Raw genomic sequence first — 26,120 nt, 5'->3', positions numbered from 1 at the left:
GGATTAGGCGTTTTGTAGGACTTTCAGGGATTCGTTGATATGTCCTTGGAAGTCCAGTTGCGAGTTAAAGATATGACGTACGACTCCCTCTTTGTCGATGACATAGGTGACGCGACCAGGGAGGATAAATAGGGTCGCCGGAACGCCATAGAGTTGGCGAACTTGGTTTCCTTGATCACTTAGGAGGGTGAAGGGGAGGTTGTGTTTCTCGGCGAACTGTTTATGGGAGGAGACGGAATCGCCGCTAATCCCGATGACTTCGGCTCCCGCATCGCTAAAGGTGGTATAGCTATCTCGGAAGGCGCAGGATTCGGCGGTACAGCCGGGAGTATCGTCTTTGGGGTAGAAATACAGCACCACGGCTTTGTTACCCTTAAAGTCGCTGAGGCTGACGGACTCGCCATCTTGGTTTTTTAGGGTAAAGTTGGGGGCGCGATCGCCGACGTTAATCGTTGTCATGGTTTACTGCAAAAATCGTGATATTTATTCACGGTAACAGCTTTTTAAAGCCTGGGCTTCACCCAACTGCGTCTGAGAGCAACATCGAGACCCAGTCCGGCCAGGCCAAACAGTCCTAAACTCTCAAAGAGGGATAATAGGGCGATCGCCCCCACCTCATCGGGAATCTGTAGCCCTTCGAGTTGCGCCAACCCCCGCACTAAGCCAAACGCTCCCACAACCCCCGATTTCAGATGGGGGTTCGCGTCTCCCCGCACCGCATAGCGATAGGTGACTCCAAAGAGAAAACCACTGACCGCCACGATCGCCAGACGCAACCCCAGTTCAACGAGTCGCGAACTCAGATACAGGGCCACGCCACTATCAGCAATGACGACAGTTAGGGCGCTCAACACCCCGGCTTTTAAGGATTCAAGACGATCTTGGTCGGTCATAGAGCCGTTGATAGATTGACGTGGATCTTGACAGTTGATGAGGACCAACCACCGTGACCTTACGGAGGTCGAACAATGGACAGTCAACCCGTCAAATCGAGAGTACAACAGGGTTTCCTCGGGGTCAATACACCCGTTAGGAGCCACGGCTGGCGCTGTCCCCCTGCGATCAATCAGTAAAATTACGGAGACTTGCTGACGGCGAGAGAACATGACACACAACACCCTGCTGTTAGTAGTCATATTAAATAAGACGTTAATTTAATTTAAAATCCTTGTAAAACAAGGATTAAATAGAATCCAAACGTCACTTGCTAAATGTCTAAAATAATCGTCGCGATCGCCGCTTGACGTTTCCGCTCACCTTGGTTACACTTAGATGAGCCATGTCAGTATAAACACGCAACCGGCATCCATTAACCAATTTTAGGCAGCTCAGGCGAAGGTTCCATCGCAACCCACACAGGAGGGAATCGAGAGAGCCTCAGAGCCTCACCACACCGAGGAACGGGCAACCATCAGGAGACACTCATGAAACGTGTAACGACAGCAACCTCTCATCATTCCGGCTGGCTTTCTCTGTTTTGTATCAGTTTGTTGCTCAGCAGTTTTGTCGCACTACCGATGATCGAAGACTTAACCGGATCGCGCCAGACGGAGTCAGGCCAATCACAGCAGCTCGGGCGAACGAATCCTAGACGTTAGGTTCCCGGGCGATCGAGAGAAACTTGGTTAACAACTCGGTGTTCACCTGTGGCGGTTGATGGACGTCGGCCCGAGTCAAGTATTTGGAAGTGTCAATCCTTGGAGTTGAGGTTCTGTATCGGACAGAACCTCATTTTTGCGTGCGTAATGCCCACCATGAGACTGAGGAGACTTACTCTTCGTCGTCCTCGTCCTCGTCTTTCATCGGATAGACAAAGCCACGAGAGCGCCCCGTCAGCACAGACTTGCCCAACGATAGAGCTTTTTCTGCTTCGAGGGCGGCTTTTCGCTTCCAAACGGCATGACGCTGATTGCGCTTGGCTTTGGAGGTTTTCTTCTTAGGGACTGCCATAACGGTAACTCTTTTCGGTTTAAACGGTTGCCAAACCTTTCTATCTTAAAGCATAATGTCCCTTTCGGATGAAGTAATTTTCGCGGATCTAACACGACAACGGTTTCCTAGTCCTCACCTGCTATAGTGGTTCATCCTTCTGCATCTCAACCCCCCAAAGAAGCCGCTCTATCCCTCGATGGAGTTGCCTTTGCTTATCCGAATGTCCCCTACGTCCTCAATGAAATTACCCTGACCATCGAGCCAGGGGAACGGGTGGGGATGATTGGCCCCAATGGTGCCGGAAAAACAACCTTATTTCTGACCATCTGTGGCGTCTTGCGTCCGAGTTCAGGAGAGGTGAGTATCCTGGGAAAACCAGTCATTCCCGGACAATTTCGCCCGGAAGTGGGGTTAGTCTTTCAAAACCCCAACGATCAATTGTTTTCTCCCTCTGTTTGGGATGATGTAGCCTTTGGTGTCGAGAATCTCGGCTATAGCGATGCTGAGGTGGCCCATCAGGTGCATGAAACCTTAGACCAATTGGGGATTCTCGACTATCGCGATCGCCCCCCCCATCATCTATCTGGGGGACAAAAACGGATGGTGGCCATCGCGGGAGTGTTGGCGATGAAACCCGATGTCATCCTCTACGACGAACCCAGTGCGAACTTAGATTTGCGATCGCGCCGTCGTCTGATCGAGTTTCTGCAACAATCCCCACAAACCCTACTCGTGGCCAGCCATGATCTCGAATTGATCCTAGAACTGTGCGATCGCGTCCTCCTCTTAGATAAGGGCCAGCTCATCGCCGATGGTCCCCCGGCCGAGATCCTCGGCGATCGTACCCTCATGGAGTGCCACGGCCTAGAAACCCCCTCAGCACTGATACAGCCAATCTAGGGTGTCTATTCCCCATTCCCAGTTCCGGTGTTCCCTCTAACGATTTATCGTTAACAGAGGCTGACAAATGCGAATACGCTCATAAATCTCATCCAGCGCCTCTCCTGGCCGCGCCGGAGAGAGCCAATAGCCTTGAATCTCATCACAATCCAACTCAAACAACAACTGCATCTGTTCCGCCGTCTCCACCCCTTCAGCAACAATTTTCATCCCTAAGCCTCGCCCCAACGCCACAATCACCGACGCGATCGCGCGATCTTTCGATTGAGTCGTCACATCTCGAACAAAGGAGCGATCGATTTTCAGCGCATTCAGAGGAAAATTCTTGAGATAGGCCAACGAAGAATAGCCCATACCAAAATCATCGAGAGCAATCCTCACCCCCATCTCCCGCAACTCCTGAAGAATCACCTGAGTCAGTTCCACATTTTGGATGGCGACGGTTTCAGTAATCTCGACCTCCAAATACTGCGGCGACACCTGAGTCGTCTCCAACACCTGTCGCACCGTCTGCACCAAATTCGTCTGCAAAAACTGGCGGGCCGACAAATTCACCGCCACCGCCACCGGTGGAAAACCCTGTTCCTGCCAACGGCGAATTTGTCGACAGGCCTCATAGAGGACCCATTCACCAATCGGCACAATTAAACCATTCTCCTCCGCCAGCGCAATAAATTCCTGAGGAGACACCCGGCCCAGGCGGGGCGAGTTCCAACGAATCAACGCCTCTAACCCCGACAATTTGCCAGTTTTAATCGATAACTTCGGCTGATAGAACAGCACAAACTCCTGTCGTTCGACGGCCAGATGCAATTCCCGTTCCAACAACAACAGATCATAGGTCGGATGTTCCAAACCCCCTTGATAAAACTGAAAACTCCCTCGTCCCGTGTCCTTAGCTCGGTGCAGCGCGATATCGGCATGTTTCATTAAGCTTGCTGCATCTTCTCCATCCTGGGGATAACCGGCGATGCCAATACTGCCACTGACGTAACAGGAATAGGGTTCAATATCAAAGGGTAACCCCAGCACTCCCAGCAGTCGCTGCGCCAGTCGTTCACAGGTTAAGCGATCCACCGGATGCCGTAACAGCAGCGTAAACTCATCCCCACCCCAACGCGATAAACTCGCCTGTTCTGGGAGTTCGGCCAAGATACGACGACTGACTAACTGCAACACTTCATCACCGAGATCATGGCCAAGAGTGTCATTGATTTTTTTAAAACAGTCAATATCGATAAAAAATACTGCCAGAGACTGACTCTGTTCTCGCGCGTCTCGTAGGGCGTTGGTCAGTTGTTGGCGAAATAAGAGGCGGTTGGGCAATCCGGTTAACGTATCGTACAGGGCCTGATAGTCAGCCGCGCCAATGGTGCGAGCATTCCACCAAATCACCGCTCCTAAGACAAAGACGCTGGCAATACTTAACAGAACTAAGGCCACTTCTCCGTCGTAGAGGCCAGCTCGTTTTCCCAACAGCACTAAGCCACAGCCAAGGGTGGGTAGGATCAGGGTTAAGCCAATCAAACGGCGAATCGTTGCACCGCCGGCGAGTTCACTCACGGTGATTCCCATACCACCGCGATCGGGGTAGCGGCCGAGAACCCCCAGGGAGAGAAGGATAAAGCCAATACCGGTATGTAGGGCCATCTCGGTAAACTGTCCCAAACCGTAAAAAGCGGTAATACCAAACAGATAGCCGAGACAGCCGAGTAGGGCAATGAGAAAGGTGATAATTCCCCAGAGTTGGGCGGCTCGATAGCGACGGAAGGCTTGATACGTGAGGGCGATGCCGATGCTGCAAAAGGCGATCGCCGCATTTAAGGCCATGCGCCCTGGAACGTAGGTGCCGACCGGATTGGGATCATCGGGCCAAATCACCTGATCCAGTCCCAGTCTGAGGTCTAAGGCATATTCGAGGATGGTGATCGTCCCAAGGGCCAAAACTAGCCCAGCGCCAGTCATCGTCAGAACCTTGAGTTGACGATGACTGGCTAGCAGCGCTCCTGCGGCCAAGGTTAGGCCAATGGCGGTATTGACTTTCATGGTCACCCAGAAGGGGAGGATACTTTTAAACAAGCCAATATCAAATACCCAACCGAGTAAGACAAGACCTCCTAAGCCAATGACGGCATAAGCACAAATCCGTGACCAACGTTTGAGATTGGCTACATATTGCGGATTTTTGGGCGTCTCAATGGCTAAGTCAATGTGAGACTGAAGTTGCAGCCGTTTCAGGAAGGGGTAGCTAAAGAAAGATACGAACACCGGAGTACCTTGGTGACTAGCATTGACGCTGGAATTGGATTGGTAATCGCTTTGCGTTTTCGCCGTCATAGTGGCTTGACCATTTCTTCACCATACAATTCAGCCTAACTTGTCAAGGATACAAGAGCGATTTACCCACCGCATGAGAGTGAGGAATGTTCTCTCGTTTTCTACTGTCTCTTGGTCTCGACGATGGATGCCCCTGTAAGCGCCAATGATAATACCACGATCCTCCTGAGCTTGATGGGGTCTAGGTTGCGATCGCCACTCCTGATTTTTTCGACCTGATTCTCTCTCTATTTAAACATTGATCTCCCCTCGCCCCTGCTATCCCCGACCCAGAGGAAACTTAGGCAGATTTGCTTTAATCCCGACAAAAAGCATCGGGATTATTTGACGAGACTTGACCCCCATGTTACGATTTCGATTCAGGTTGAGTTAAGACAAATAGAGACCCCCCCATGACCCAAGCCATCGAACGCCTCAAACAAGCTTCCACCACCGCTTTCACCGGACTAAAATGCAAGGAATGCGGCACTGAATACGAAGCCACCGCTAAACATGTCTGTGAAGAGTGCTTCGGGCCGCTGGAAGTGAAATATGATTACGATGTCTTGCGCCAAACCGTCAGCCGGGAGACCATCGAAGCCGGACCCCATTCCATTTGGCGTTACAAACCCTTCCTCCCAGTCGCCACGGATACCCCCATTGACGTAGGAACGGGCATGACACCGTTAGTCGAAGCCCATCGTCTGGCTCGTCGCTTGGGACTGAAAAAGCTTTATATTAAAAATGACGCGGTCAATATGCCCACCCTAAGTTTCAAGGATCGGGTGGTCTCAGTCGCCTTGACTCGCGCTCGTGAACTGGGCTTCTCTACCGTATCTTGTGCCAGTACCGGCAATTTAGCCAACTCCACAGCGGCGATCGCCGCCCATGCGGGTCTCGATTGCTGTGTCTTTATCCCCGCAGACTTAGAAGCCGGTAAAATCCTGGGAACCCTCATCTATAACCCGACTCTGATGGCCGTCAAGGGCAACTATGACCAAGTGAACCGCCTCTGTTCAGAAGTGGCCAACACCCAAGGCTGGGGATTTGTCAACATCAACCTGCGCCCCTATTATTCTGAAGGCTCGAAAACCCTAGGCTTTGAAGTGGCCGAACAACTCGGCTGGCAACTCCCGGATCATATTGTCGCCCCCCTCGCCTCGGGATCTCTATTTACGAAAATCTATAAAGGCTTCCGCGAATTTGTCGAAACCGGTTTAGTCGACGACAAAGCGGTTCGCTTCAGTGGCGCCCAAGCCGAAGGCTGTTCTCCCATCGCCACAGCCTATAAAGAAAAACGGGACTTCATCGCCCCGGTGAAACCCAACACCATTGCTAAATCCATCGCCATTGGTAATCCCGCCGATGGAATTTACGCCGTGGACATTGCCAACCAAACCAATGGCACCATTGAATCGGTCACCGATGCTGAAATCATCGACGGGATGAAGTTGTTGGCAGAAACCGAAGGCATTTTCACCGAAACCGCCGGCGGAACGACCATCGCCACCCTGAAAAAACTGGTGGAAGCGGGCAAAATTGACCCTGATGAGGTAACGGTGGTTTATATCACGGGTAATGGCCTGAAAACCCAAGAGGCGGTTCAAGGCTATATTGGTGAACCCCTCACGATTGAGCCGAAACTGGATTCCTTTGAGCGAGCGTTGGAGCGTTCTCATACTCTCAATCGTCTGGAATGGCAGCAAGTTTTGGTTTAGTTTTGTGATTTTTTCCTTTGTTTTGAGTTATTTTGAGTTATTTTGAGTCCTTATGTCTGTCACCGTTTTGATTCCCACTCCACTGCAAAAGTTCACCGGCGATCGCGCCAAAATTGACTGTGACGCCGGCAGTATTTCCGAGTTAATTGAGGCTCTCGAAGGCTCTTGTCCAGGGATTAAAGCCCGTCTGTGTGATGAACAGGGCAAACCCCGCCGCTTCCTGAATTTCTACGTTAATAGCGAGGATATTCGCTTTCTGCAAAACACTGAAACCACGCTCAATGATGGTGATGAAGTGAGCATTGTTCCGGCGGTGGCTGGAGGTTGAGGGGTCGTGAATCCTTGAGTTTGAGATGTTGATCAAAAATCGGGGTGTACTGTTGTGAGTACACCCCGATTTTTAATGCGTTAAATCAACGGTTAACGAGCTTGACAATTAAGCAGGAATGGCCGTTTCTTCTAAGAGTCCATCGTAGATTTGCGTTAGATGGTGGGCCACCCCCTCCCAACTGAACTCTTCTAAAACCCGTTGGCGAGAGGCTTGGCCGAGTTTATCGCGCCATCGGGGATTCGAGAGAATGCGATCGCAGGCGGCGGCGAAGGCCACCTCATCCTTTGCGGGGGCTAACAATCCCGTTTTTTCGTGCAGGATTGAGTATTGTAAGCCACCGACCGCACTGGCCACGATAGGCGTGGCGCAGGCCATAGCCTCAATGGCCACTAAGCCAAAGGGTTCATAGTGACTCGGAACCACACAGACATCGGCTGCTGCATAGTAAGCACTCATCAAGTCATCCTCAATGCGGCCGGGGAACTCAACCTGGCCGTCGAGGCCGAGTTCTTGCGTCAAGGCGACGAGGCGATCGCGTTCATCACCATCTTGATGGCCCGAGCGCGCCCCACCGCCGATGACCACCTTAAAATTCGGATCATGGCGGAACTGCGATCGGCCAGCGGCCCGAATCAGGGTTTCAATGCCCTTACGAGCATCGAAGCGTCCCACATAAAAGAGGCGTTTTTGTTCCGGGGGAATCTCAAGTAACTCCCGGGCCGCCGAGCGAGAAATCGAACCAAACCGATGCACATCCGTACCACAGGGAACCACTTGGATGTTACCCAAGGGGGTCACCCGCCGCATATCCTCGACTTCCTGAGGACTCGTAGCAATAATGCAATCGGCCGTTTCAATGCAATGTTTTTCCGTGGCCAAACGGGTTTGGGCGATCGTGGGAATATCTTGCACAGACCGATATTTCACGGAGCCGAGAGAATGATGAGTATGAATCTGGGCCAGGGATTGAGTCTGTCTCAGTTGCAGTCCCACCCAAGCCGAGAGCCAGTAGTTGGTGTGAACCAGGTGATAGTGTCGACCTGAATCCCGTTGATAGCGATGGAAGGCCTGAACAAACTCAGGTAGATAGTCAAAAATTAGATCCCGATGAACAAAGCGTTCTGCCCCTGCCCTGAGGCGAATCGTGCGACAATTGGGTCCATGTTGGACCACATCGGCCTGGCTGGGGTTCGTGCGGCGGGTGAACATATCCACCTGCCAGCCTAAATCGGCTAAAGCTTCACCGACATGGCGAACATAGACATTTTGTCCTCCAGCTTCTTCCTTACCAATTTCGATCGCCGGATCGCCATGAACCGAGATTAAGGCAATAGACTGTAGAGAAGCCATAGATGGAATTCCTTGTAAAACGCGACAGCAACTCAGCCTTAAATTAGGGGTTGCAGGCCTGTTCAGAGAACATGACTGATGCATGATGAATCAGGCTGAGTCTAAGGGTTAGAGTTAGAGGGAAAGGTCAGTGGTTCGGGGTCAATTCTAAAGAGATTTCCGTCAGTGCGATCGCCGCAGGAGCGATCGCACCATCAATCCCACTGATTCTAGCATTTTCAGGTCTTTGAAACTGTTTTCAGAGAACCACCGAGAGAAGTGGCACGACCCCCCATTCCGACTAAACCAAAGCCAGAACCCGTCCCGTCAAACTAAAGGGACGAACCTCCGAGATTTCCACAGACACAGTTTTCCCTTTCAACTCCTCTAAATTCCCCTCAAAGAAGGTTAAGCGGTTGCCCCGTGTTCGTCCCATAACTTGAGTGGGATCTTTGGGGTTTTGTTCCTCAACTAACACTTCCTCAACACGATTAGCGTAACGTTGGGAGCGTTCAGCCGCTTTGAGGCTAACCAAGTGATTCAGCCGTTGTAGGCGGTCTTGTTTCACCTCATCACTCAGTTGATTCTCCCAGTCAGCGGCGGGGGTTCCCGGCCGGGGGGAGTAAGCGGCCGTATTGAGGATATCGAAACCAATATCGGCGGTTAAATCCAGGGTTTTCTGGAACTGTTCTTCCGTTTCGCCGGGAAAGCCGACAATGGCATCAGCACTAATAGCAGCATCGGGCATATACTGGCGAATTTTGTCGATAATGCGGCGATATTTCTCATGGGTATAGCCCCGGGCCATCGCTTTGAGAATATCGTTATCACCCGATTGGAAGGGAATATGGAAATGTTCGCAGACTTTGGGCAGTTCCTGACAAGCGCGAATTAGCCGTTCGGTGAAGTAGCGGGGGTGACTGGTGGCGAAGCGGATGCGTTCGATTCCCGGCACATCATGGACGAAGTACAACAAATCCGTCAGGGTATGGAGATGTCGTCCTTCGGGGGTACTACCGGGGAGATCTCGGCCATAGGCATCGATATTTTGCCCGAGGAGGGTCACTTCCTTATAGCCTTGTCGTCCGAGTTCCTCCATTTCGGCGCGAATCGCCTCCGGGGTGCGGGACTGTTCCACACCGCGCACATTGGGAACCACGCAATAGGTGCAGCGTTCGTTGCAACCGTAAATCACATTCACCCAAGCACTCACGGCGCTATCGCGGCGAGGTTTGGTGATGTCCTCCATAATATGCACCGGTTCCGTGGCCACCACTTGGCTACCGGAGAAGACTTGTTCGAGGAGATCTCCGAGGCGATTGGCGTGTTGCGGTCCCATCACCAAGTCCAGTTCAGGAACCCGTCGCAGCAGGGATTCTCCTTCCTGCTGGGCCACGCAACCCGCGACAGCGAGGATGAGGTTGGGGTCATTTTGTTTGCGTTTGGCTTGACGGCCGAGGTAGGAATAGACCTTTTGTTCAGCGTTGTCGCGGATGGTGCAGGTGTTGTAGAGGACGAGGTCAGCGCTGTTGGGGTCGTCGGTGGATTGGAAATTCAGGGTTTCGAGAATCCCGGCCATCCGTTCCGAGTCAGCTTTGTTCATCTGACAGCCGAAGGTGGTGATGTGGTAACGACGAGGGGTAACGGTCATAGGTATCTGTTGGCGCTTAGATGTTCAGGACTGTTCAGGGAATCCCTATTTTAGCGAGTTGGGGGGGCGATCGCCCCTTGAACTTCCGCTGACCCCAGTTTCTGGGGCTAAGACTTACGTGCTATTACGGAGTTATTAGCCGTATTTTTACGGATACACGTCGATAGTCCGTTGAGCTTTATCAAATCTTTGCAATTAAATTCCGGAATCCTTAGGAAATCGCCAAGGCCTGGGTTATAAAGTGTAGAGGCATGGCTTTGCCCCAGCGCGATCAGCCATCCGGGTGTCATCCAGTCCGATTGAATACGATGTCTCTGCCGTAGACATCACGTGAGAGTTCATCACTCGTCTGGAAGCGTCTCCCCCATGAGGGAGCTTTTTTAGGCATTTCTTCAGTTGGCTCGACCTTAATCATTATTTTCTCAGACCGCCCAGGAGATTCCCCTTGAATCTAGGGAGCCAGCCTCAGCATAAACACCCAGCATCTTTTAGACCCATCATGAATCTGCACTACCCATATCGTCCCCTGCTTGTCCTTGACGCTGCCATTGAGGCACCTGAACAGTTACGCAAAGGGGTCATCGACGCGGCCCAAGTCCTACAACTTGATGCCCAGCGTCATGGACTTGAGCAGATTTCCGAGTATCTTGAGCAGCATCGGGGCATCACGAGCCTGCATCTGATGGCTCATGGACAGCCGGGGGGGGTGCAGTTGGGTCAGACCTGGTTAACCTCGCAGAACCTTGACCAATGGGGCGATCGCCTCCGTCAATGGTCCCAGTTCCTCTCTCCTCAAGGGTCCGTGGTTCTCTACGGCTGTCGCACCGGCGCCGGAACTCTGGGACAGACCTTTCTGACGCATCTCCATCGCCTGCTGGGGGTCACCCTTGCCGCATCGAGTCACGTCGTGGGTCAGGGACAGTGGCACTTTGACCGCATCCTCAGGCCAAAATCTAGCCAAGAGTGTGCCGAAACCAGCGCCAGGGGCCTCGATGCGCTCTGGCTGCCTTTCCACCCCAACACCCTAGCGACCTATCCCGGTCGCTTTAATACTCCCAACTTCTTTTATGCCAGTGGGGGAGAGGATAACGACGAATTATTTTTAGTCAACCCCACCAATGCTGAACGGGAACCCATTGGTCAACTGGCTGATAGCGCCTTTGCCTTATCTCGCAACAGTGATGGGGATTTATTTTATACCGACACAAATACCGTAGACGACGGGATTACCGTCTATAAATTCGACTTTGAGACCGGAAACAATCAGGAGATTGGAAGCTTTAACCCTACAACTCGAGGAGATGATGATCCAATCTCAGGCGACCTAAGCAACAACAATGATCGGATTGTCAAATTAGGGCAATCCCAAGATGGACGCATCTACGGCATGGGCTTCAGGAACCGGGTTCTCTATGCCATTGACCCTGATAACGTCACCGATGGTGAAGTCGGTGTTCAAGAGATCGGTATTACTGGAATTGGTCGCGGTGGTGGTGACATCGCCTTTGACCCAGACAATGAGAATGTTTTCTTCATCACGGCTCGCCAAGGCTCGTCGAATGATTACGAACTCTACCGGGTGGAGTTATCCTTCGATGCTGACAATCAGATCAGCAGCGCCACTGGACAACAAGTTGGCATTATCCTCAATGAGGACGAGGAGGCGATCAATGGACGTGCAGGCGCCTTAGGCTTTGGAGCTGACAATAATCTCTACTTCAACGCCGAGTCAGTCATGTACCGCTTAGACCGTGAGCAGCTCTCGGCCCGAGGTACGGACAACTTGCCAGCGGTGAGAATTGGAGATATCGGTGAGCCTATCTCAGACTTCGCCAGCCTACCACAAGCCTCCGTAGCCTTGAATGTGACGGTGGAGAAGGATGCCGACGCTGAGTCGGTTAATGCTGGCGGAACCGTTAATTACGAAGTCACCATTGAAAACCAGGGCATCACCGACCCCAAGACGAATCAAATTAGCGACGGAACCATCCCCGACATCCAAGTCTCAGACCCTCTCCCCGATGGTATTGAGAGTTTTAGCTGGACGCGCCAGATTCTCAATGCTGATGGTGACGTGGTGAGTAGCACCAGTGGCAGCGGCCCACTGTCCGATACCTTCGACCTAGAAGCCAATCAACGGGCGGTGTACCAAGTCGAAGCCACCGTCAGCAGTTTACCCAGCGGTGATTCAATTCAAAATACGGCTAGGGTCCGAGTGCCTGGATTTGGGATCGTTGACCCCAATAATTCCGATCGCCTCCTCCCGGAAGTCACCGCAACAGATTCGATTGAGATTGGCAACCAACCCCCAGAAGTTGATGATGGCTTAGTCACAACTCCCCCCGGTGAAGTCACGGCGGTCGATGTCCTATTTGGCAGCGACGATGGAACCATCGAACGGTACGTCATCGACACCATCCCCGAGGGCGGTGTGTTGCGAGTCAATGGTCGAGAAATCGGTCGGGGGGATAGCATCAGTGCCGATGAGTTAGATCAGTTGGTGTTTGATGCCAACGATAACTTCGATGGGTCCAGCTTTACCTATCGGGCCATTGATAACCAAGGAGAAGCCTCAGAACCGGGAGAGATTACCCTCAACAGTCCGCCTCAGGTCACCGGAGGCGAAGAAGATGTGCCACCCGGGGCCGTCACCAACCTCTCCGACGATCTCTTCAGCGGCGAGGATCCCGATGGAACCATCAATCGCTACAAAATTACTGAACTGCCGCCGGCCAGCCAAGGCACGCTCTTTATCGGAGATCCCGAACGAGGGGGAGAAGAAGTGGCTGAAGGGGAAACTCTAACCCCCGACCAACTCGAGCGCCTGTTCTTCCGAGCCGAACCGGGATTCACCGGCACCACATTCGGGTTTCGCGCCATTGACAACCAAGGGGCCGAATCCCCAACGGCGGAGGTGACCTTAGGGACGGCCAACGCACCGCCGGACACCGAGGATGTGTTACAGGTTATCGAACCCGGTGAACCGGTCACCCTCAACGGACTCGGCGGAACGGATATTGAAAGCGATGACGGGGATCTCGAATATCGGATTGATGAGTTACCCGGCGAGGGAACCCTAACCCTCGATGGAGAAGAGATCAGTGCCGGTGCTGTGCTAACGCCGGATGAACTGGCTCGCTTGCAATTTAGCTTCCCCGAAGGATTTACCGGCAACACCAGCTTTACCTATGTTGCCATTGACGAAACCGGTGCAGAAGACCCGACCCCAGGCACCGTCTTCCTGAAAACTGAGGGCAGCAACATCCCCCCAGAAACCGAAGAGACGACCGTTGAAGTTCCTCCGAACACCTTTGGAGGAGTCAATGAAATTCCACCGGGGGTGGCGACTCGTTTAACCGGCTTAGGGGGCAACGATCCCGATGGAGAGATTGACGAGTTTCGGATTACTCGCGCACCGGGGAATGGAACCCTATTCCTGGGAGATCCGGCCGATGGCGGTCGGGCCTTGGGGACAGACGACACGATTCCGGCTAACCGCATCGATGATGTCTTCTTCCTACCCAACGATAACTTCAACGGCAGTGACTTCACCTATGCGGCGATCGACAATGAATCCGAAGAAGATCCCACCCCGGCTGAAGTGACCTTAGAAGTGGGTAATCGTTTCCCAGACACAGACAATGTGACCAATCCTGTGCCAGATCCGGGTGAGGTGATTCGTCTCTCGGGACTCGGCGGGAGTGATGATGATGGCAACATTAGTGGTTTCGTCATCAACACGCTCCCCAATCGAGGCACTCTCTTCCTGGGTCGTCCTGGCGCCGGAGGGGTTGCGGTGGAAGAAGGGCAAATCCTGACTCCTGATGAATTGAGTCGCCTCTTCTTAGATGTGGGAGATGGCAGCGGGGATATTCGCTTTACCTATTCGGCCATTGATAATCTCGGGGCCATTGACCCCATTCCTGGCGAAGTTCGTTTTACCAACCAGACCACCTCTCCTGGCGATGAGGATGAGGATGAGGATGAGGACGATGATCCCGATATTGGTGGAGATCCTTCTCCCTCTCCGACTCCCTCTCCGGACCCGGACCCCGACCCGGACCCCGAGCCGGAAGAAGACTTCGACTCCCTCTGTCCCCCGAAACCGGAGAAACCCGAGATTCCTGAGTTAGCGGAGTTGCCGGAGGTCAACAGGCAGATGCCTGACCCCTTGCCGGCGTTGCAGGCCGATGGCTTGGAACAACTCGACAGCGTCGAAGTCCCTGATCGTACCGCCGATACGATCGCCACCGGGGAATCTGAAAACGACGACATTCGCGGCGGTCTCGGCGATGACCAACTGCGAGGTTCAGATGGCGATGATTTGATTGTCACCGGTGGCGGAAACAACGCTCTAGCGGGCAATAAGGGGAATGATACTCTTCTCGGTCATCTGGGGGCAGATACCCTCAATGGTGGCCAGGATAGTGACCTGATTTTGGCTCGCGGTGGCAATAACGTCATTTGGGGCGATCGCGGCGACGATACCATCTCCGGCGGCCCCGGCAACGACATCATTGGCGGTGGTCCCCAAAACCGCACCCCTGATTTTGAAGGCAGTGATGACCTGATTTATGGCGATGGTGGCAATGACACCATCTTTGGCAACTTGGGCCAGAACAGCCTCTCGGGTGGCGATGGTACAGACCTGATCTTTGGTGGCCAAGGGGATGACCTGATTTATGGCGATGCTGGTAGCGACACCCTCAAAGGGGAGTTTGGCAACGATACCCTCATTGGCAGTCCCGACACCATCGAACCGGCCGATGAAGACATTGCCAATGAAGATATCCTCACCGATGCAGAGGCATTCACGCCTCAAGAGCTAACTTTCGAGTTCTTGGCAGGGTTAGAAGACCCCGAAGAGGCCGCAGAAGAGCAGGATGCAGAGGAGCAGGATGCAGAAGAGCAGGATGCAGAACCGACTCCTGAACCGACTCCTGAACCGACTCCTGAACCGACTCCTGACCCCGAACCCACCCCGGACCCCATCAGCACCGGAGATCTCCTCTCGGGTAATAACGGCGAAGATGTCCTCTTTGGCGGAGCGGGCAATGATAGCCTGTTTGGGGGCAATGACAACGACTGGCTCGATGGCGGGTCTGGCGATGACCTTCTGTTCGGCGATCGCGGCGCTGACACCCTCTACGGCAACCAGGGCAACAATACCCTCGTCGGCGGTTCCCTGAACCCCGCCATGATCGACGAAGATGGCCCCGATCTCCTCTATGGCGGCATTGGCAATGATCTGATTCTCGGCAACCGAGGCGATGACACCATCTCCACCGGCAATGGTAATAACCTGGCCTTCGGGGGACAAGATGACGACCTCATGTATGGGGGTCAGGGGTCGGATAGCCTCAAAGGGGAGTTTGGCGATGATACCCTCCTCGGCAGTCCCCGCAGTCTCTCGGCGGAAGCGGCCGTCAGCAACTTCCTCAGCGGGAACAAGGGCAATGATCTGCTCCTCGCGGGTCATGGGGGTGATAGTCTCTATGGCGGCGATGGGGAAGACCTCATCTTCGGCGGCGATGGTGAGGACTTGATTTTTGGCGATCGCGGCGACGATACCATTCGTGGCGGTTCGGGCAACGATACCCTCGTCGCCGCCAACGGCAATCCCCTCGTTCGGGAGAATGATGGTGATAACCTCATCTTCACCGGCGGCGGCCAAGACCTAGTGTTCGGCGGTTCGGGCAATGATAGCCTCGTTGGCGAAGACGGGGAAGACACCATTCGCGCCGGCCGTGGCAATGACATCGTTTGGGGAGGCAACAATGATGACCTCCTCTTTGGCGGTCATGGTGACGATACTCTCTGTGGAGGCGGCGGCAATGATACCCTCGTCGCCGGGAACGGCAACCCCAACGACCCCGCCACGGGCGATAATCTCCTCATTGGCGCGGCGGGGAATAACGTCATGTTCGGTAATGGTGGCCAAGATACCTTCCAAGGGGGGTTAGGCGACGACACCATCTTTGGCGGGAGTGGTGATGTCATTGTCTTTGGCGAACGGGGCAATAACGTCATCTTCGGTCAACGGGGCAATGATACCCTGGCCGGCGGTAATGACAGTTCTCTGGTTCACGGTGGCCAGGGCAATGATGTCCTCTTTGGTAATGCCGGCAATAACACCCTCTATGGCGGCCAAGGCGACGACACTCTCTATAGTGGTCGGGGGAATTCCCGCCTCTATGGCGATGAGGGCGATGACCTCCTGTTTGGACAACGGGGCAACGATACCCTCATCGGCGGCGGCGGTCAAAATGGCTTTGCTATCAGTAATGAGGTAGAAAATAACCTGATCCTTGACTTCGATCTAACTCAGGATGCCTTTGTTCTCTTTGACGGCATCACGCGGGAGCAATTGAACTTTGTCAGTCGTGACGGTGATGCTACCCTCGAGCGCGATGGACGAACCCTAGCCATCTTGGTGGATATTGACATCGACCAAGTCGGTCAGATCAACTTCCTCGAGAACGCCTCTAGTCAGTCCTCGGGATAAGTCCTCGATTCCTGGAAATCAGGGACCGATCGCGGCAACAACTGCCACAGGGATGCGATCAGGCGATCGCCGATCTGTTAGATTGAATGGCGAACAGCAATCGGTGTACTGACGGATGGGTTATCTAATTGCCACAACAAATATGAAAGGCGGTGTGGGGAAAACCACCCTCACCGTCAATATGGCCGCGTGTTTAGCCAAAGAACACCGCCAACGTGTGCTGGTGGTGGATCTCGATCCCCAAGTCAGTGCCACCTTGTCCCTGATGTCCCCCACGGATTTCGCCAAAATCCGCAAAGACAAAGGAACCCTCAAACATCTCCTACAAAAAGCCATCACCGGCGATCTCGCCGAAAGTCCCGTTCGGGACATCATTCGTCCCTATGGCGGCAACCTGCAAGGGATTGATGTCCTTCCCGGAGACATCGACCTCTATAACGACTTCCTTGTCTCCGAAGTCCTCTATCGCAAAGCCATTCGTAACCCAGAACGGAACTTCGAGGGAGTCTGGAATACCTTTGAAGACTCCCTAATGCGCGGGATTCTCAAACCGGTTGTCGATGACTATGACTTCATCCTCCTCGACTGCGCCCCGAGTTACAACCTCGTCACCCGCAGTAGCCTCGTCTGTAGCGACTTCTACCTCATTCCCGCTAAACCCGAACCTCTGTCCTACATTGGAATGCAGCTTCTCGAACGGCAGGTGAAAAAGCTCATTGAAATTCATCAAATCGAGAAAAAAGTCCAAACCCAACTGATTGGCATTGTCTTTACCATGTCTCGCAGTATCTTGGCCGGACGCTACTACAAACAAGTGATGAAGCGGGTTCGTCAGGAGTTTAACGAAGCTCAAATCTTTAAAACCTCAATTCCCATGGATGTGAGTGTCTCGCGGGCCGTCGATAGCTTCAAACCCGTTGTCCTCAGTGATCCCAACTCGGCCGGTTCCAAGGCCTTCCGAACGGTCACCAACGAACTCTTGCAAAAGTTACAAACCTTGACACCCGCTGCCCGCACGGTCCGGTTATCCAAATTAGAATGAAAGCAAGGTCGGACGGCTCCTGTCCCTGTAAGGGAGTCTACCGTTGTTTTTGCCCAACTTCCCAAATCCCATGAACGCCAATCGGCTCCTACTGATCTCATTTTGCACTCTACTCGTGAGCCTTTCTCCGAGTCTGGCTCGACAGGCTCAGGGATGGTCTCCTCGCTCAAACACCCTTGCGCAAGTCTCAACCCCAACCGCCTGGCAAACGTTTCAATCGACTGAAGGGCGGTTTGAGGTCATGGTACCGAAGCCGCCAGAACGGATGCAGCAGAGGGTGGATTTACCGGGAGATTCAATTTCCTTATATGCCTTTGCCTCTGAGGATACCTCGGCGGACTATTTGATTAGTTATGCCGATTACCCTCAAGAGTTTATCAGCCGCATCGGTGAACCCTCAGAGTTCCTTGATGCGGTGAAAGAGGGATTTCTTGGCGGAATTGAGGCGCAGGATGTGGTGACACAGTCCCGCCGTCTACAGGGCTATCCTGGCTTAGTGGTCGAATATATGACCCCCGATGGTGCTTCTGGCTATGCTCATTTCTATCTGGTGAATGACCGACTTTATCAAGTTATGGTCACCTCTCAAAGGAGCGATTCCGACAACTGGCAGGAGAACGCTCAACGCTTTTTAACCTCGTTTAATTTACGTTAGCGTATCGGTAAAAGACGGGTTGGGTGGGCAATGTATTCCATGAAGCTCCGTTTACACTCCGTTTCGCCCACCCGAGATTTAAACAAACTTCTGGAATTGCCCAGCACCCTCCTCAGCACCCTCCTCAGCACCCTCCTCAGCAACGTTTGGGGTATTCTTTGAGGTAGAACCCAATTGACATGCGGGTAATTCGATGATAAACCGGGTTCCTGAAGGTGAATGGGGTTGACAGTAAAATGCCCCTTGATGTTGATCAACAATGATCTGATAGGCATTCGATAACCCTAACCCGGTTCCCTTGCCAATGGGTTTGGTGGTAAAGAAGGGGTCAAAGACTCGTTCGACTAACTCATTGGGGATTCCCAGACCATTATCGATGATTTTAATACGCACGATCGCCCCCTCACTCGCCCCCTCACTCGCCCTTTCATCACCCGACTCAGATGCCAAAAAATCCGTCGTTACCCGTAATTCTGGCTTAAAGGTTTGGTCTTTTTTCAATCGTTCTTCTAAGGTATCAATAGCGTTATTGAGGATATTAAAGAGAGCCTGATTGAGTTGTCCCGGATAACAGGCAATGGGGGGAAGATCTGCCAACTGTTTGACCACTTCAATCGACGATCGCGAGGCCGCTTGAGAGAGACGAGCCTGAATCATGGTTAGAGTACTCTCGATACTGGCGTTAATATCGGCGACTTTCCAATCCGCCTCATCCAAGCGAGAGAAATTCCGTAGAGAGAGGACAATATCACGAATGCGATCGGCTCCCACCGTCATCGAATCCAACAATTGCGGGAAATCTTCCCGGACAAAGTCCAAATCTAACGCCTCTAGGAGATCGGCGATCGCCTCATGGGTTTCCGGGTAATAGGTCTGATAAAGACTAATCAACTCCAACAACTGCTCACTATATTCACGAGCATGGTCGATATTGCCGTAAATAAAGCTAATGGGATTATTGATCTCATGGGCCAGACCCCCAACCATTTGTCCTAATGACGCCATTTTTTCGGATTGCACGAGTTTTGCCTGAGTTTGTTGTAGGGTTTGCAGAGTTTGATGGAGTGTGTCGGCTTTCTTGCGTTCGGCGGCTTCAGAATTCCGCAAAGCGGCTTCAATCTGACGGCGTTCCTCCAATTCATTTTTGAGGGATGTAATCAGATTATGTTGACGCAAGGCGATACCTAACTGCACCGTCAATTGTTGCAACACCTCCAATTCTGGCTTGGGCCAGGGCCGTGTCTGCTGACACGAATGAGCAATTAACAGGCCCCACAATTCCGGTTCATCGTCAAAGGAGTGAGGATGCCACAGCAGCGGTAAAACTAAATTGGCTTTAACCTGAATCCTGTTCAGCAAGGCTTTGTGACAGTCCGGGAGGTCACTGGTGGCCAGGTTCTCGATGCCTCGGATGCGTCCCCGTCGGTAGCGTTGGACATAGTCATGACGGAAACAGTCATCCTCGAAATGTTCACCGAGAATCGCCAAATCTGGGTCTGAAACCGACTCAACAATCACATCGCCACTCCAGTCCGGTTGAAAGCGGTAAATCACAACTCGCTCGACGTTGAGGAAGTCTCGAACCTCGTTGACGATCACTTGCATCACTTCATCGAAATCGACGGAGGACCAGACTCGCTCTAAGGTTTTAGCCACCAGTTGAATGCGTTGAATCTGTTGTTCTAATTGAAATTTTGCCAGTTTTTGTTCAGTAATATCGATCGCCACCCCATACAGTTGAACCACCTCACCCGAAGGACTCCGTTCGGCTTCTCCTTTGATGTCTAAATAGCGAACTTCCCCGTCAGGAAACTGAAGACGATGTTCGAGGTGTAGGGATTGGCCACTGTGGAGGAGTTGGTGTTGGGCCTGCCACCAGGCGGCGCGATCGCTTGGATGGATCGTCTTGAGAAAGTCTTTGAGGCTCAAGGGGCGATCGCCGGTATCCTCCAAGCGATAGATGTGGCGAATCTCCTCAGAGGCGTGAATTTCACCACGGTTAGGGTCATAATCAATACTGCCAATATGGGCAATGCGCTGCGCCTCTTGCAATTGGGCCTGGCTCGCTTCGAGTTCAGCGGTGCGGGCCTCAACTCGCGCTTCTAAGCGTTGATTCGTCTGTCGCAGTTCTTCCTCAATGTCTCGGCGACGCTCAATTTCGGCTTGCAAAATTGAATTGACCATTTCCAACTGTTGCGGGGTTTTCAGGGACAGAAACTGAGGCAAGAGCGTCACCATAGACACAGCCGTATAGCAGGACACCACGGCGGTCATAGCCCGTTCAACCCCCGACAGCCAATAGGCGGGATGCCAGAGGGTCCAGATATCCATTAGATGTCCAATACCGCAGCAGACAATAAAAGTGCCAAACAGGTAAAACACACCTAGGAAGGGAACATCTCGACGTTGGGAAACGAAATAAATCAAGAGTATTGGAATTGAGAAATAAGCTAAGGCAATCAGCGCGTCACTGGTAACATGGAGACCGACTAGGGGCGTTTGCCAGAGGTAACAATGACCATGAGGCATATAGCTCTGGTCGGGAGAAAAAATGGTTTGAATAAGTTGCTTGACAACATCCCACATTTGGCTTATGAATTGGCTGATTGAACAATAGACAAGGACAGGATAAACCCCGATCAACCGAGTCAGAGTTGGAGTGTTGGGTGAACCCTTGGCGTTCAGTTTCTGAGATTAGGTCTGTGATCCCGACCCTCTGATCATTCTAAACCCTACCAAAATCAAAGAAAATCAACTCGGGTCATCAACTCCGTCTATCTCCCGGATAGACGGAGTTGATGATCGTCCACGTCTTCCTTAACCTCCCCCTTTCAGCCTCGATTCTAATGACTGATATCCATGACGAGTTTGCCCCGAGAGGAGGTCTGAACCCGATTGTTTAATAGGTGATAGACCTCCGAGAACCGATAGGGTATCTTGAGGAGGCTCGTTGGCGGTTGAGGGCGATCGCTGTCAGGATCGTGTTCTTGATTCAGCTTAGAACCGGGATCGGGTTGCCGATCAAGATTGGCGTCAGGTTGAGGCGGCGGCGTCAGCCGAGTCGCCGAGGATGGGGTGTTATTTGGGCCGCAATAGCGATGACGGATTGAAGGTCGGTGCTGCCAGTGCGTCGCGATGAGAGTCTCTAACGTAAACCTCAATTGACGCCGGTGACAACCTCCGTCCATCTCAGATACTCGTCGAGACCTCTTGAGTGATTCTCTTGCCAGAACTGCCCGAAAAACTGTTACCATAGTTTACAAAAACAATTTTATTCGCTATTATAAACAAGTCAAAAACCGTTAACCAGTGACAATATCAACTTAAGCCAGGAACTTAATCTATTTCATATCTGATGTTATCGTTGTTAGTTAATCAACGATCTTGCGACTTAACCCATGATGTTGCCAATCAATCGTCCTTAATCTCGCACCTGTAATGCCATTAATGCCAGAACCTAGAGGGGTTTCGAGTCGAGAGATAAGACCTAACGGTAACGTATCTTAATCAAAAGCCCGGACTCAAGATAAGTAACACTTGTTAGAATAGAGAATGGCCTCCGGAGCATTCCAGACAAAAAACGACATCTTTGAGGACCTATCATGGTGGAACGATCGCATCCCAACAAACGGAGACGGGGCTTAATTCTTAGCTCCCAGGGCTGGCAGCGGTTACAGGCAGCTGAGCATTTATCGAGCATTCAAGATAACCAGGGCAAGCCTTACACCCTCGAACAACTCGGAGAACGAACCGGATTAAGTTCCAACACCCTCACCAAACTCCGTCGTCGGCAAAAACCCGTTGACTGGCAAACCTTAGACTCCTATTTTGAGGCCTTCGACCTCAAAATGGGCAGCCCGGATGTCATCAACCCGGAGCAAAATTCCCCAGAAACTGACCTAGCCGCTTTACAACAAGCGCCGCTCAAAGGACAATTACCGGTGGACTCGCCCTTTTACATTTACCGTGGCGAGATCGAGGAACTGTGCGCCCAAGAAATCCTCAAACCCGGAGCGCTGATTCGCATCAAAGCCCCCCGTCAATTCGGGAAAACCTCGCTCATGGCGCAAACCCTCAGTCATGCCCGCGATCGCGGCCTGCGTACCTCCGTTGTTAACCTCCAGGGCTTAGATTGTCAAGTCATGCAGGACCCAGATCGGTTTTTGCAATGGTTCTGTGCCGTCGTCGCCAAAGACCTAGGTCTCCCCAACGAACTCACCAGTCGTTGGGATGACCTATTTGGCAGCAGTTACAGTTGCTCAGACTACTTTGAAACCTATCTACTGCCCGCCGCCGCAACCCCCTTGTTGCTGGTCATCGAAGAACTCGACGAACTCTTCGCCTACCCGGAAGTAGCCACAGACTTCTTTGGGATGTTGCGCTCCTGGTACGAACAAGGGCGTTACGGCCTCGAACAGCGTGCCATTTGGACCAACCTGCGGTTAGCCATTATCCACTCCACCGAAGTCTGGCTGCCCTTAACCTTGCATCAATCGCCCTTTAACGTGGGCTTACTGGTGGAATTACCGAACTTTAACCCAGTCCAAATTGAACAAATCACCAGCCGCTACGGTCTGAATCCCGGCGAGATCTACGCCCAGGCCATGTATGACCTCGTCGGTGGTCATCCTTACCTAACACAACTATGTTTGTTTTACCTGGCCCAAAAAGAGTTGAGCATCGAGGACTTATCCCGCGAGGCGATCGCCCATCATCCCATCTTCAACAGCTACCTGAGACGGCAACTGCAACTGATGGAACAAGAGCCGGGCTTACTCGACGCCATGCAACAGGTGGCCCGGAACCCCGCTGGCATTGAACTGCCTTATCAGAGTGCCTATCGTCTGCAAGGCCTCAGTGCCATTACCCTCAAAGAACGTCTGGCCGTCCCCAGTTGCGAACTCTATCGCCAATACTTTGCCGGTTGACATCCTCCTTCACCCTGGTCCGAGCCGATGACCCCGATTCCAACCCACCCCTCACCTCAAAGCCAGTTCAGCTATCAAGTGGGGGGGTCTCTCCCGCCTGAATCTCAAACCTATGTACGGCGACAGGCCGACGACCGGCTCTTTAACGCCCTGCTAGCGGGGGAATTTTGCTACGTCTTCAACTCCCGACAGATGGGCAAATCCAGCCTGCGGGTGCAAGTGATGGCTCAACTGCGGCAGGCGGGAGTGCAATGTGGCGCCTTGGATCTGACCGCCATTGGCACCCAACAGGTGAGCGTCGAACAATGGTATGCGGCGATCGCCGCCATTCTCAGCAAACAGTTCCAACTCGCCACCCCACTGCGACAATGGTGGCGCGATCGCCTCGACATCCCTCCAGCCGCGCGTCTGGGACAGTTTATCGAAGAGATTCTCCTAGAGCAAACCCAGACCCCCCTGGTGATTCTCATCGACGAAATCGATAGTATCCTGGCCCTCAAATTTGCCACCGACGACTTTTTCGCCCTGATTCGCACCTGCTATAACCTGCGCTCAGAATCCCCCGACTATCGCCGCTTAAGCTTCGCCCTCTTTGGCGTCACCACCCCCGGAGAACTCATCGCCGACAAAAACCGCACCCCCTTCAACATCGGACGCGGCATCTACCTCGACGGATTTCAAGCCCAAGAAGCCAGTCCCTTAGCCGCCGGACTGATGGGGATCGTCCCCCATCCCCAACAGGTCTTAGAGCGGATTCTCTATTGGACTGGGGGGCAACCCTTTCTCATGCAGAAACTCTGTAACCTGGTCGTCAGTCACTATAACAGCCAACAAGTCCCCGAAACCGATGACCCCAGCTGGATCGCAAACCTCATCGATATCTGTGTTCACAAACACATTTTGCATCACTGGGAAGCCCAAGACGAACCCGAACATCTCAAAACCATCCGCGATCGCCTCCTCTACGATGAACGGCGCGTGGGCCAACTCCTAACCCTGTATCGCCAAGTCTGGCTGGCCGAACAATCGCGTTCCCCACATCATCCCATCCCCGCCAACGAATCCTCCACCCAAACCGAACTACTCCTGTCGGGAGTCGTCGAGAAACGCGACAGTTACCTACGAGTCAAAAACCCCATCTACGAAAAAGTCTTTGACCTAGTGTGGATTGACTACCAACTCGACCACCTGCGCCCCTACGCCCCACTCCTCAACGCCTGGGTCGACTCCAACTATCAAGATCACTCGCGACTGCTGCGGGGTCAAGCCCTACGAGAAGCCCTCGACTGGACCCAACGCAAAAGCCTCGGCGATCTCGACTATCGCTATCTCACCGCCAGCCAAGACCTCGAACAACGAGAAATCCAACAAAACCTCAAATTTGAACGACAAGAAATCCAACACAAACTCGAACGAGAACGCCTGGCCGAAGCCCAACGACTCCTCGACCTGCAAAAGCATAACGTGCGTCGTCAACGGCAGTTTCTCGCGGTCTTAATCGTTGCCTTGATTGGGGCGATCGGTCTCGGGAGCGTTACCTTCCGGGCCTATCAACGAGCTTCCCTGAGCCAAGTCAGAGCCATCATAGCCGCCTCCAGGGGCAGTTACGCCTCTAACCAACGGCTCGATGCCCTCGTGCAAGCCCTGCAAGCCCGGCATAATTTCAAGCGGTTACGGTTTATCAACGCTGATATTCGCCGAGAACTGGACCAGGACAGCCGCCAAACCCTAGAACAAGCCATCCAGGGCAACCATGAATTTAATCGACGGCAAGCCCATACCGGGGGAGCCTTAGGGGTGGACTTCAGCCCCGACGGGCAACTCATTGCCAGTTCCGGTGCCGACACAACCGTCAAAATTTGGCGACGGGATGGAACCCTAATGCAGACCCTGCCCCAAGAGGCGACCGTCTATAGCATCAGCTTTAGCCCCGATAGTCAATTTTTAGCCGTACCCACCCTCAATGGTGCGATTCATATTTGGTCGGTCGATGGCCATTTAGAGACGACCCTCAGCGGCCATGACGCGGCGGTCTGGTCTGTGTCCTGGAGTCCTGATGGTCAGCAACTCATCTCAGCCAGCAGTGATCTAACCCTCAAGGTTTGGTCTGCGACGGGAACTCTCCTGCAAACCTTAACGGGTCATGAGGCGGCCGTGTGGCGAACGGCCTTTAGTCCCGAGGGAGGGGAATTTGCCTCCGTCAGCGTCGATGGAAGTATCAAACGTTGGCAACGGGATGGAACCTTACTCAGCAGCTTTCAAGAGGGTGAGAGTTCGGCGTGGTCTGTTGTCTATACTCCCGATGGAGAGCGTTTGATCTCGGGCCATGGCGACAATCAAGTGCGGGTGTGGAGTCGCGAGGGTCAGTTATTGCAAACCCTAGAGGGTCATGAGGCTGAGGTGATTAGTATTGCGATCAGTCGTGATGGAGAGCGGCTCGTCTCAGGGTCTGCCGATAGTCAGTTACGAATTTGGTCGCGCCAGGGAACCTTATTGAGACCCCTACGGGGTCATGGAAGTACCGTCCGTGGGGTGGCGTTTAGTCCCGAAGGCACTCAGGTGGCCAGTGCTGGGGAAGATGGGTTTATGCGGCTGTGGCAAGTGGATAATGAGTTTGTGCAACCGCTCTACGGTCACCGTGAGGTGGTCTGGAATGTCGCCTACGCTCCCCCATCGTCGCCTCTCGTGTCTCAGTTTGCGACGGTGGCGAGGACGGAAGTCCGTCTTTGGGATGAGGCCGGTCGTCTGGTGAGGGAATTTAACGAGTTAGGGTCCCGAGAACTGTACAGTCTCACCTTTCATCCCAAACGAGA

The 26,120-nt window shown here is 52.9% G+C and carries 17 protein-coding genes; 9 read left to right on the top strand and 8 right to left on the bottom strand.

Annotation, left to right across the window (positions count from 1 at the left end; all coding sequences use genetic code 11):
* Nucleotides 1-3: 3 nt before the first annotated feature.
* The gene (locus R6U67_RS16385; RefSeq protein WP_410253544.1) at nucleotides 4-459 is read right to left on the bottom strand and encodes a peroxiredoxin; all 456 of its coding nucleotides are present in this window, start codon (nucleotides 457-459) and stop codon (nucleotides 4-6) included.
* Nucleotides 460-503: 44 nt separating this feature from the next.
* Nucleotides 504-893 carry a hypothetical protein gene (locus tag R6U67_RS16380; RefSeq protein WP_410253543.1) on the bottom strand — a complete coding sequence of 130 codons (390 nt, stop codon included), beginning with the start codon at nucleotides 891-893 and terminating at the stop codon, nucleotides 504-506.
* 531 nt (nucleotides 894-1,424) lie between these two features.
* Between R6U67_RS16380 and R6U67_RS16375 the strand changes: the two genes are divergently transcribed.
* Nucleotides 1,425-1,598 (top strand): hypothetical protein, encoded by a 174-nt coding sequence (locus tag R6U67_RS16375; protein WP_410253542.1) that lies wholly within the window; start codon nucleotides 1,425-1,427, stop codon nucleotides 1,596-1,598.
* Nucleotides 1,599-1,770: 172 nt separating this feature from the next.
* On the opposite strand, the gene rpmF is transcribed toward R6U67_RS16375, so the two are convergent.
* Nucleotides 1,771-1,950: a 50S ribosomal protein L32 gene (rpmF, locus tag R6U67_RS16370; protein WP_410253541.1), complete on the bottom strand. Its 180-nt coding sequence runs from the start codon at nucleotides 1,948-1,950 to the stop codon at nucleotides 1,771-1,773.
* Nucleotides 1,951-2,076: 126 nt separating this feature from the next.
* Here rpmF and R6U67_RS16365 point away from each other — a divergent pair, with 126 nt between their 5' ends.
* Nucleotides 2,077-2,832 carry an energy-coupling factor ABC transporter ATP-binding protein gene (locus R6U67_RS16365; protein ID WP_410253540.1) on the top strand — a complete coding sequence of 252 codons (756 nt, stop codon included), beginning with the start codon at nucleotides 2,077-2,079 and terminating at the stop codon, nucleotides 2,830-2,832.
* 36 nt (nucleotides 2,833-2,868) lie between these two features.
* On the opposite strand, the gene R6U67_RS16360 is transcribed toward R6U67_RS16365, so the two are convergent.
* Entirely contained in the window at nucleotides 2,869-5,100 is a 2,232-nt protein-coding gene (locus R6U67_RS16360; RefSeq protein WP_410253539.1) for a putative bifunctional diguanylate cyclase/phosphodiesterase, read from the bottom strand.
* Nucleotides 5,101-5,561: 461 nt separating this feature from the next.
* On the opposite strand from R6U67_RS16360, the gene thrC reads away from it, so the two are divergent.
* Nucleotides 5,562-6,866 (top strand): threonine synthase, encoded by a 1,305-nt coding sequence (gene thrC, locus R6U67_RS16355; RefSeq protein WP_410253538.1) that lies wholly within the window; start codon nucleotides 5,562-5,564, stop codon nucleotides 6,864-6,866.
* A gap of 52 nt (nucleotides 6,867-6,918) precedes the next feature.
* Nucleotides 6,919-7,194: a MoaD/ThiS family protein gene (locus tag R6U67_RS16350; protein ID WP_410253537.1), complete on the top strand. Its 276-nt coding sequence runs from the start codon at nucleotides 6,919-6,921 to the stop codon at nucleotides 7,192-7,194.
* A gap of 108 nt (nucleotides 7,195-7,302) precedes the next feature.
* Here the strand turns inward: R6U67_RS16350 and R6U67_RS16345 are convergent, their stop codons facing one another.
* Entirely contained in the window at nucleotides 7,303-8,547 is a 1,245-nt protein-coding gene (locus tag R6U67_RS16345) for a glycosyltransferase (RefSeq protein WP_410253536.1), read from the bottom strand.
* Nucleotides 8,548-8,827: 280 nt separating this feature from the next.
* Complete coding sequence (gene miaB, locus R6U67_RS16340) at nucleotides 8,828-10,177, bottom strand: tRNA (N6-isopentenyl adenosine(37)-C2)-methylthiotransferase MiaB (RefSeq protein ID WP_410253535.1); 1,350 nt, start codon at nucleotides 10,175-10,177, stop codon at nucleotides 8,828-8,830.
* A 499-nt stretch (nucleotides 10,178-10,676) separates the two neighbouring features.
* On the opposite strand from miaB, the gene R6U67_RS16335 reads away from it, so the two are divergent.
* From R6U67_RS16335 to R6U67_RS16325, 3 genes are all read left to right on the top strand, one after another.
* A complete protein-coding gene (locus tag R6U67_RS16335) occupies nucleotides 10,677-16,682 on the top strand; it encodes a DUF4347 domain-containing protein (protein ID WP_410253534.1) in 6,006 nt (2,001 codons plus the stop codon).
* A 115-nt stretch (nucleotides 16,683-16,797) separates the two neighbouring features.
* A complete protein-coding gene (locus tag R6U67_RS16330; RefSeq protein WP_410253533.1) occupies nucleotides 16,798-17,724 on the top strand; it encodes a ParA family protein in 927 nt (308 codons plus the stop codon).
* Nucleotides 17,725-17,794: 70 nt separating this feature from the next.
* Nucleotides 17,795-18,379, top strand: a complete 585-nt coding sequence (locus R6U67_RS16325) for a hypothetical protein (RefSeq protein WP_410253532.1) — start codon at nucleotides 17,795-17,797, stop codon at nucleotides 18,377-18,379.
* A gap of 78 nt (nucleotides 18,380-18,457) precedes the next feature.
* On the opposite strand, the gene R6U67_RS16320 is transcribed toward R6U67_RS16325, so the two are convergent.
* Nucleotides 18,458-20,806: an ATP-binding protein gene (locus R6U67_RS16320; RefSeq protein WP_410253531.1), complete on the bottom strand. Its 2,349-nt coding sequence runs from the start codon at nucleotides 20,804-20,806 to the stop codon at nucleotides 18,458-18,460.
* Between the two features lie 416 nt (nucleotides 20,807-21,222).
* Nucleotides 21,223-21,567 (bottom strand): hypothetical protein, encoded by a 345-nt coding sequence (locus tag R6U67_RS16315; protein ID WP_410253530.1) that lies wholly within the window; start codon nucleotides 21,565-21,567, stop codon nucleotides 21,223-21,225.
* 414 nt (nucleotides 21,568-21,981) lie between these two features.
* Between R6U67_RS16315 and R6U67_RS16310 the strand changes: the two genes are divergently transcribed.
* Together R6U67_RS16310 and R6U67_RS16305 are read left to right on the top strand one after the other, a co-directional pair.
* Nucleotides 21,982-23,307 (top strand): AAA-like domain-containing protein, encoded by a 1,326-nt coding sequence (locus tag R6U67_RS16310; protein ID WP_410253529.1) that lies wholly within the window; start codon nucleotides 21,982-21,984, stop codon nucleotides 23,305-23,307.
* A gap of 27 nt (nucleotides 23,308-23,334) precedes the next feature.
* Nucleotides 23,335-26,120, top strand: a 2,786-nt coding sequence (locus tag R6U67_RS16305) for an AAA-like domain-containing protein (protein ID WP_410253528.1), incomplete at its 3' end; no start/stop codon positions are given.

The organism is Sodalinema sp. (assembly GCF_046483825.1).
In the GTDB taxonomy this organism is placed as follows: Bacteria; Cyanobacteriota; Cyanobacteriia; order Cyanobacteriales; family Geitlerinemataceae; genus Sodalinema.
Note: the sequence above shows the minus strand (reverse complement) of the source record. Positions and strands in the feature narration are given on the sequence as shown.